This window comes from Aeromicrobium sp. (assembly GCF_050700635.1).
Lineage (GTDB): Bacteria > Actinomycetota > Actinomycetes > Propionibacteriales > Nocardioidaceae > Aeromicrobium.
Window position 1 is genome coordinate 1 of the sequence record NZ_JBOHDT010000201.1, and the last position, 8,643, is coordinate 8,643.

The window sequence follows — 8,643 nt, forward strand, 5'->3', positions numbered from 1 at the left end:
CGCGGCGCACCGCTCCCTTTCCGAACCGGGTGGGGAAGAGACACGCCCTGGGGCAGCGGTAGCCTCGGGCCTCATGGAGAAGGTGGTCGTCGTCGGCATCGGAGCCGACGGGTGGTTCGGGCCGGTGCATCTGTCGGCCATCGCGTCGGCTGACGTGGTTCTGGGCGGGAAGCGGCAGCTGGCGCTGCTGCCGAAGGGCCTCACCGTCGAGCGTCGAGCCTGGCCGACGCCGCTGCGGGAGGGGCTCCCTGCTCTCCTCGACGAGCTCTCCGGCCGCCGCGTGGTGGCCCTCGCATCGGGGGATCCACTCGTGTCGGGCATCGGCTCGACCCTGATCGAGCTGCTCGGGCCCGAAGCGGTCGAGATCCGCCCATCCCTGTCCTCGGTCGCCATCGCGCGGGCGCGGATGGGCTGGGCGGCCGAGACGGTCGAGGTCGTTCGCGACCATCGCGTCCTTCCCCGATACCTCGCCCCCGGGCAACGGATCATCGTCCTGTCGGCCGACGGCTCGACTCCGACCCACATCGCCTGGCTGCTCGTCGAGGCGGGCTACGGCGACAGCACCATGACCGTGCTGTCCGACCTCGGAGCCCGCGACGAGGCACGCACCGAAACCTCCGCCGCCACCTGGGCGGAAGGGGAGACGTCGTCGCTCAACCTGGTCGCCATCACGTGTGCCGGCGGGCCCGCTCTCGGCTGGACGTCCGGTCTTCCCGACGACGCCTTCGACCACGACGGCCAGATCACCAAGCGCGATCTGCGTGCCTCCGCGCTCGCCAGACTCGCACCCGTCCCCGGCGAGCTGCTCTGGGACGTGGGCGCCGGCGCCGGGTCGATCGCGGTGGAGTGGATGCGCGCCCATCCGACCTGCCGGGCGATCGCCGTCGAGGCGCGCGAGGACCGGGCCAAGCGCATTGCGTCGAACGCGTCGACGCTCGGGGTGCCTGGCCTCGTCGTCGTCGAGGGTCACGCGCCGGAGGCACTGACCGGACTCGAACGGCCCGACGCGATCTTCGTCGGCGGCGGGGCGACCGAACCGGGCCTGCTCGAGGACTGCTGGCGCGCCCTCCACTCCGGCGGGCGTCTCGTCGTCCACGGCGTGACCCTGGAGACCGAGCGCCTGATCGTCGAGCGCTTTGCCGTGCGGGGCGGCGAGCTGACCCGGCTGCACGTCGAGCATGCCGCGCCGATCGGCTCGTTCACCGGCTGGACGCCCTCCCGGGCGATCACCCAGTGGTCGGTCACGAGGCCGTGACCATCCACATCGTCGGCGCCGGCCCCGGTGCCGCCGACCTGCTCACGCTGCGCGCGGTCAAGCTGCTGGGCGCCGCCGACGTCTGCCTGTACGCGGGCACGTATCTCGACGACGCCGTGCTCGGCCACTGCCGCAGCGACGCACGTCTCGTCGACACCCAGGGCCTCGACCTCGACCAGATCACCGCTGTCATGGTCGACGCCCACCGCGACGGGCTCGACGTCGTGCGGCTGTGCTCGGGCGACCCGTCGATCTACTCCGCCCTCCACGAGCAGACGCGACGGCTGGACGAGGCCGGCGTGCCGTGGGACGTCACCCCCGGCGTGCCCGCCTACGCCGCCGCCGCCGCGATCGTCGGCGCAGAACTGACCGTCCCCGAGCTCGTCCAGTCGGTGGTGCTCACCCGCACCCAGGCGCGCTCGACCGCCATGCCCGACAGCGAGGCGCTCGCCGAGTTTGCCCGCACCGGCGCCACCCTCGTGCTGCACCTGGCGATCACCCGCACCCGCGAGCTCGCCGCCGAGCTCATCGATCATTACGGCACCGACTGCCCGGTGGTCGTGGTCGCCAACGCGTCGCAGCCGTCCGAGGTCGTGCTCCGCGGCACCCTCGCCGACATCGCCGACCAGGTCGAATCCGCCGGCCTACGCCAGGCCGCGGTGATCCTCGTGGGCCGCGCCCTCGCGGCGGACGTCCGTGGATCGGAGTCCTACCTCTATGCATCCACGCGCGACCGTGGACCGAAGGGCAAGCCTGCGCGAGAATGAGCACACAGCCACCACTCGATCCGAGGGAGGCACCTGATGCTCGACAGTCCTGAGTCTCAGCGCAGGATCGGCCTGGCCGCCTGGGTCATGGCCTGGGTCGCCCTGGTGGCCGGCCAACTACACGCACTGTCCCGGTACCGCACCGATGAGGGCAGGAACGACCTGGAGTCCGTAATCGTCCGCGCCTGGGCGGAGCCGGCCGACGACCTGCTGAGACCGCTGCTCGACTGGGGTTCCGCGAACACGGTCTACCTGACCTACGGGAAGATCTGGTTCCCGGTCGTACTGGCGATGACGCTCTGCGCCTTCGTCGTACAACGCCACCGCCGCGATGCCGGCATCGACCGCGTCGAGACCTGGGCATGGCGGGTCGCGTTGACCTCGTACGTCGGCGTGACGGCCGGCACGTTCGCCCAGTACTGGACGCAATGGAGGGAAGGCAACGAGGCCCTTCTCGATGCCGTGTTCCTTGTCCTCGTCCCATTCCTGCTGCTGACCATGATCGGATCGACGTTCCTCGGGATCGTGCTCATCCGGCGCGGCGTGGGCCTGCCCGCGTGGCTGCTCGCTCTGGCCATCCCTGGGCTCATCGTGATCTCCGAGGTCACCTCGCTTGGCAACGTGCTGCTTCCCGTCGTGTTCGGATTTGGTCTGCTGGGGCGCCGGCTCGTGTCAGGCTCGATGGGTGATGCACGCAGCCGCGATGACCGTCGCGCCGAGGGCCGGCCTGCGGCAGACTGACGCGAAGCCTAGGGCGCGTCTCCCCGTTCCGATCCGGGTTCGCGCGGCGTCGCATCTCGCCTGGCGGCGTTATCGTCGGTCGCCGCACAACACCGGTGCGCCTCCCTCCTCTGCCTTGCCAGCCGCGCGCGACACCACGCGCCCCACGAACCGGAACAGGGAGACACGCCCTATGGCGCGAGGGTGCCGGTCGGGTTGGGGAACTGCACCGTCCCGGACGCCTCGAGCGTGCGGGCGGCGCTCACCAAAGCCGTTTCCAAGGTGATCGTGCGGCCTTGCGCCTCCTTGTCGAAGCTGCTGGCCGAGACGCGGTCGGTGGCGTCCTCGATCTGGGCACGAGCGGCCCGTCCGGTCTTGGTAATGGTGGCGCGCTCGTCGGTCCAGTCGCGGTGATGCAGCCGCTCGTACGCCTCGGCCCACTCGTCCTCGGTCCAGCCGCGACGCTCACGCTGGTTCGGCACAGCCCGCCCGTCGGCGACGGCGAGTGCGTTCGCGGCAGCCCCGTCGATGCCGGCCGCGGTCAGGATCGCGACGTGGCAGTCGCCGCGGTACTCCCGCAGGATCGTCGCCGCGTGCCACAGGCGTCCGAGCGGGTCTTCGGGTTCGGGCAGTGATGCGTGGGCTGCTGCGAGGGCCTTGCCGGCGAAGTCGAGCGACGTCCAGATCGCCTGCAGCTCCTTGGCCAGCCGGTCGACGTCGGAGTCCGCCAAGCCGGCGGCAAGTGAGTCGCGGGCGAGATCGAGACGGGTGGCGAGGATGTCGTCACGGGCGGCCATCGACCACGCGTCCGGCAGCGCCCGCTCGATCATGCGCGGGGCGAACCCGTGGAACAACGCGATGACGACTTCAGGTGGCGGGGTGCCCAGTGCGGCCGAGCGGGACGCAACGTAGCCCATCCAGTAGCCCTTGAGCCCGATCGCCTCGTACCGCTGTTTCGCATCAGGCGCGAAGTACACGACGTCGTGGATGACCTCGATCGCCTGCCAGAAGGAACGCTTCACCGTCATGCGAATCACCCTAGGTCGTGACGATCTCCAGTGCCGAGCGGAGCATCTTCATGCGGCGGTCGCCGACCGCTGTCGCCCATTCTCGTTCCAGGTCGTCCACCGACGCCTGGGCCAGATGGACCGGGTGACCAAGAACGTGCCCGCGGATGGACTCGTCTCCCACGTCGCCGCCCGGATCGACGAGGGCCTGATCATGGCTGACGTCTGGGAGTCCGAGGAGCAGCTGAACGCTTACATGAGCCATCCGGCCTTCGCCGAGGCCCTGGGCGAAGGGTCCCTGCCGGAGCCGAAGGCGGAGATCCACCAGATCGATCGAAGTCAGTAACGACCGTCAGACGTCCGTGGACCGCGGTGTCCAGACGCGTCCGGAGCTGGTGACGCGAGTGTTGCTTGAGCCCACGATGATCAGGCACTTCATGTCGAGCGACGCGGGGTCGAGACCGCCCAGGGTGGTGACCGTCAGCGACTCCTCGGCCCGGCCGACGTCGCGGCCGACGACGACCACGATGTCGGGGGAGCGGTGCTTCAGCAGCACCTGCTGGGCGTCGGCGACCTGGGTTGTGCGCGATCGTGACGCCGGGTTGTAGATCGCGAGCACGAGGTCGGCTGCGGCCACCGCGCGGAGGCGCTTCTCGACCAGCGACCACGGCTTGAGCCGGTCGGAGAGGCTCATCACGGCGAAGTCGCCGCCGATCGGGGCACCGGCGCGGGCCGCCACCGCCTGCACGGCCGAGAGTCCCGGGAGCACCCGGATCTCGACCTCGTCGTACATCGGGTCCTCGGCCGTTTCGAACACTGCGGACGCCATGCCGAACACCCCGGCGTCACCGCCGGACACGACAGCGACGCGCTCTCCCTTGCGGGCCAGATCGAGAGCGAGACGCGCTCGGTCCACCTCCATGGTGTTGCCCGAGGCGTGCCGCTGCAGTCCCGTCCTCTGCGGTACGCGCTCGACGTACGGCCCGTAGCCGACGACGTGCTCGACCCCGGCCAGCGCTTGTTCCACCTCGGGCGTCAGCCAGTGGTCGGGCCCGGGCCCGAGGCCGACGACGAGCAGTTCTGTGGGTGTGGTCTCGATACTCCCCGCTCGTTCCTCGCGGGGAACTCGACCACCGAGGCTGGGGACGACGATGAGGGAGAAATATGGGACGGTCGTCGGGTCCACGTCGGCGACCGGGAGCCACCGCTCCTCCGGCATGGACGCGCGTTCGACGTACAGGGCACCGTCGAGACGGCCGGCCTGCTCGAGCGCGGAGCGGACGGCCGGGAAGGTGCGTCCGAGCTTCATGATGATCGCGCCGTCGGTGTCGGCGAGGCGTCGGGCGAGCTCGGGCTCGGGAAGCGTGCCGGGGAGGATCGTCAGGACGTCGGTCTGGCGCACGAGCGGCTCGGCGACGGCGGCGGTCGCGGCTGCGAACGCCGGCACGCCGGGCACGACCTCGGTCCCGAACCGGTCGGACAGCCGGTCGTGCATGTACATGTAGGAGCCGTAGAACATCGGGTCACCCTCGGCGAGCACGACGACGGTTCGACCGGCCTCAAGGTGCGCACCGAGTCGCTCCGCGCACTCTTCGTAGAACTCGGCCATCGCACCGGCATAGCCGCCCGGGTGGTCGGTGGTTCCGGTGGTGACGGGGTACTGCAGCACCTCTTCGATCGCCCCGGCCGGGATGAAGCCGGCGGCGATGCGACGAGCGTGGGACTGCTTGCCGACACCCTGGTGGTACGCCACGACGTCCGCGGACGCAATGAGACGGGTTGCCTTGATGGTGACGAGCTCGGGATCGCCCGGGCCCAGCCCCACCCCGTAGAGCCTCCCCGTCATTCCCGCTCCTGGGCAAGGGCGTTGATGGCCGACGCCGCCATCGCCGAGCCACCGCGACGTCCGCGGACGGTGAGGAACGGGACGTCGATGCCGTGATCGTCCGCCAACGCCGCAAGGGCGGCCTTCGACTCGTCCGCACCGATGAACCCGACCGGCACACCGACGATCGCCGCCGGCCGTGGCGCCCCGTCGATCAACATCTCCAGCAGGTGGAACAGCGCGGTGGGTGCATTGCCGATCGCGACGACGGCACCCTCCAGTCGAGGTCCCCACAGGGAAACAGCCGCGGCCGAGCGAGTCGTCCGCATCTCGCGGACGAGATCTGGCACGCGCTCGTCGCGGAGCAGGCACACGACGTCGTTGTCCTTGGGCAGGCGAGCGCGGGTGACGCCGGACGCGACCATGTGCGCGTCGGCCAGGATCGGGGCCCCCGACTCCAGCGCGCCGCGGGCCGCCGAGACGAGTCTTGGGTGGATGACGAGGTCGCGAGCGAGGTCCGTCTGCCCGGTGCCGTGGATCATCCGCACCGCCACCTTCTCGGCGTCGGCGGGGACGCCTGCGAGGTCGCTCTCGCGCCGGATGGTCGCGAACGAGTCGACGTAGATGGCGGCGCCGTCGTCCTCGTACTCGTAGCGGCGCGGTGGGCGGCTAGTCACGTGGGTCCCCGAGATCAGGGAGGAGCAGGCTGCGCCACGGGGTGACGATGACCTCGCGTGCGGCGCGGGCCAGGACCTGGGTGGCGAGCTGATGGGTCAGGTCGCCCTGAGGCACGTCGACATGCTCGACGCTGCGGTCGTCGTCCTGCACGATGACGCCGTGCGGCGCAGGCAGGGACGCGACCTGGGTGCGGAGGTCGCGGGCGTAATTGATCCCCAGGAGCTCCGCACCTCGGTCGGGCAGGTCGTCGACGTGCCAGATCGACTCGTCGTCGCGCACTTCGAGGAAGCGCCGGGCGAGGTCGAGCAGCACCTCCGGCACGGCGTCGAGCTCGACCACCTCACCCCAGTGCTCGGACCCGACGCGGACCTGTGCGGCGTCGGGGTCGACCGCCATCACCCCGAGGTCGAGGTGGCGGTCGACGAGGTCGCCGCGGCCGTCGTCGAGCACGAAGAGGAAGCGCGCGGACAGGTTCGCGAGGCCCGGGTCGTCGCACAGCTGCTCGTCCAGGCGCGTGGCCACCGGCCGAAGATCGGTCTGGCCGCCGACCCGTCCGCTCAGCGGCGACACCATGATGTTGCGGACCAGCTCGTGGGTGGGCGAGGGCAGCAGCCCCGCCTTCGTGACCGCTTCGACGAACTCGTCCGACACGCATCCGTCGTCATGCTCGATGCCGCGCAGCTGGAGGTTGGCCCGCTTCGTGAGGTACAGGTGACCGTCGGCATGCTCACCCGAGATCAGCGCGAGATCGGCCAGCGCCTGCGTCGAGATGGCCCCTCCGACCAGCCGCAGCCGGACGAGCGCGCCGTCGTCCGCGATCCACGGGCGAAGCACGCCCGGGCAGCGGTCCGCGTGGTGGTGGCGGGGGGTGGATGCGTTCACGCGCCCCATCGTCCCACCGCGTGGCGGTACGGTTCACGCGTGGGTTCCTGGCCAGCGGCGGAGGTGGCACCGGAGATCGATCGGCTGGTGCTGGGGGTCAACCAGGCGGTCGACGACACGCGGCTTTACGAGGCCGCCGGGGACCGCGTCGTGGACTGGATCTCGCTGTCCCAGATCGGCGACTTCATGGTGGCCGGCGTGCTCACCGACGAGATCGCAACGCTTCGCGCACGGTACCGCCCGCGAGACGTGGTGCTCGGTCGTCTTCACGAGCTTGAGCAGCAAGGGCTCGTCGAACGTCATGGTCTCGCGTTGGCTGCCACTGAGGAACTGCGGCCGCTGATCGAGACCTTGATGGATGCGCGTGCGGACGCCGCAGCGACGCTGTGGCGAGGTCACGAGGACGACGTTTATCAGGCATCCCGCACGGCCCAGGAGCTCGGCGCGCTGGCGTCAGACGACCACGTCGTGGCGGCCGTGCACCGCACGCTTCCCGCACCCGAGGACCCTTTTCTCCGCCTGCACAGCCGTCTCGTGACGCTCCGCTACCTCCGTCAGCACGACCACGCGGAGGCGTGGCTCGCTCACGGACTCACGGCGTCGGAGATCGGAGTGATGACCGGGCTCTGGAACGGTGAGGACGTCGTGTCGGGTGAGGCACTGGCGCAGCTTGTGGCTCGCGGACTTGCCTCGGACGACTCGCCGGCACTGACTGACGCCGGTCAGCGCATGCGTTCGGAGATCGAGGCAGACACGAACGAGCGGTCACAGGTGATGTTCAGTGCGCTGGGTGAGAACGAGACCGCCGAGTTCCTGGCTGTCCTTCGCCGGCTACCCGGGTAGAACCGTGGCACTGAGCGCGGACCTTCGCTGACTACTGCAGCGTCATCTTCGGTTCGCCGGACGCCGTGAGGCCGTTGCCGCCGATCGAGATCGTCACCATCTTCACGTTGTGCGAGGCCGCGAACTGCTGAAGCATCTTCGCCTGACCCAGTTTCCCGGCGCCGTTGTCGTAGAAGTCGATGCCGGGCTTGAAGTACGTGCCGCCGGCGTTCGTGGCCGTCTTGGCGCCGGAGCACGCGAAGTTGTGGCCGTTGACACCGCCGCCGATGTAGATCTCGGCGCTCTTGCTGCGATGACATCGCGCGATCGTCTCGCCGGTGCCACCTGCGTTGTCGAAGTACGCGGTTGAACCGAGTGCGTCCGCGGCCGCGCTGCTGCTGTTCGACGAGCCGGCCCACCGCCCGGCGTCGGCGGAAATGTACGAGTCACCCACCGAGACGACCCACGGCGTGCCGGAGCCCGGACCGTCGACCTGGGCGGGTGATGCGACGACGGCGAGCCCTGAACAGAGCAATCCGAGGCCTGACAGATCAGGCTGGATCCACAGGCCGGCGGACCTTGAAAAGGACTGCGGGTAGGGTGGCGCGCACAGCCCAGGGCGCAGGAACCCGGTGAGATTCCGGGGCGGTTCCGCCACTGTGTACCCAGCCAGACACTGACCGTGGG

9 protein-coding genes and 1 pseudogene are annotated in these 8,643 nt (G+C 70.1%); 5 read left to right on the forward strand and 5 right to left on the reverse strand.

Going from position 1 to position 8,643, the window contains the following annotated elements; all coding sequences use genetic code 11:
- Positions 1–73: 73 nt before the first annotated feature.
- From cbiE to ACRDPN_RS15905, 3 genes are read left to right on the forward strand one after another with little or no spacing between them, the layout of a single operon-like run.
- On the forward strand, positions 74–1,255 hold the full coding sequence (gene cbiE / locus ACRDPN_RS15895) for a precorrin-6y C5,15-methyltransferase (decarboxylating) subunit CbiE (RefSeq protein ID WP_431449659.1): 1,182 nt from the start codon (positions 74–76) through the stop codon (positions 1,253–1,255).
- Positions 1,252–2,022, forward strand: a complete 771-nt coding sequence (cobM, locus tag ACRDPN_RS15900) for a precorrin-4 C(11)-methyltransferase (protein ID WP_431449660.1) — start codon at positions 1,252–1,254, stop codon at positions 2,020–2,022. Before cbiE ends, cobM begins: the two co-directional genes overlap by 4 nt.
- A 36-nt stretch (positions 2,023–2,058) precedes the next feature.
- Complete coding sequence (locus ACRDPN_RS15905; protein ID WP_431449661.1) at positions 2,059–2,763, forward strand: hypothetical protein; 705 nt, start codon at positions 2,059–2,061, stop codon at positions 2,761–2,763.
- A gap of 170 nt (positions 2,764–2,933) precedes the next feature.
- Here ACRDPN_RS15905 and ACRDPN_RS15910 read toward each other — a convergent pair whose 3' ends face one another.
- The gene (locus tag ACRDPN_RS15910; RefSeq protein ID WP_431449662.1) at positions 2,934–3,770 is read right to left on the reverse strand and encodes an SCO6745 family protein; all 837 of its coding nucleotides are present in this window, start codon (positions 3,768–3,770) and stop codon (positions 2,934–2,936) included.
- 124 nt (positions 3,771–3,894) lie between these two features.
- Between ACRDPN_RS15910 and ACRDPN_RS15915 the strand changes: the two genes are divergently transcribed.
- Positions 3,895–4,095 carry a hypothetical protein gene (locus ACRDPN_RS15915; RefSeq protein ID WP_431449663.1) on the forward strand — a complete coding sequence of 67 codons (201 nt, stop codon included), beginning with the start codon at positions 3,895–3,897 and terminating at the stop codon, positions 4,093–4,095.
- Positions 4,096–4,101: 6 nt separating this feature from the next.
- Here the strand turns inward: ACRDPN_RS15915 and ACRDPN_RS15920 are convergent, their stop codons facing one another.
- Genes ACRDPN_RS15920 through ACRDPN_RS15930 form a run of 3 tightly spaced genes read right to left on the reverse strand, consistent with a single transcriptional unit; the run spans position 4,102 to position 7,134 of the window.
- Entirely contained in the window at positions 4,102–5,595 is a 1,494-nt protein-coding gene (locus ACRDPN_RS15920; protein WP_431449664.1) for a precorrin-2 C(20)-methyltransferase, read from the reverse strand.
- Entirely contained in the window at positions 5,592–6,251 is a 660-nt protein-coding gene (locus ACRDPN_RS15925) for a precorrin-8X methylmutase (RefSeq protein ID WP_431449665.1), read from the reverse strand. Before ACRDPN_RS15925 ends, ACRDPN_RS15920 begins: the two co-directional genes overlap by 4 nt.
- Positions 6,244–7,134 carry a nitrite reductase gene (locus ACRDPN_RS15930; protein WP_431449666.1) on the reverse strand — a complete coding sequence of 297 codons (891 nt, stop codon included), beginning with the start codon at positions 7,132–7,134 and terminating at the stop codon, positions 6,244–6,246. The genes ACRDPN_RS15925 and ACRDPN_RS15930 overlap by 8 nt, the downstream gene beginning before the upstream one ends.
- 39 nt (positions 7,135–7,173) lie before the next feature.
- Here ACRDPN_RS15930 and ACRDPN_RS15935 point away from each other — a divergent pair, with 39 nt between their 5' ends.
- A complete protein-coding gene (locus ACRDPN_RS15935) occupies positions 7,174–7,977 on the forward strand; it encodes a helix-turn-helix domain-containing protein (RefSeq protein ID WP_431449667.1) in 804 nt (267 codons plus the stop codon).
- 31 nt (positions 7,978–8,008) lie between these two features.
- Here the strand turns inward: ACRDPN_RS15935 and ACRDPN_RS15940 are convergent.
- Positions 8,009–8,643 (reverse strand): annotated as a pseudogene (locus ACRDPN_RS15940) (hypothetical protein); the annotation flags it as partial.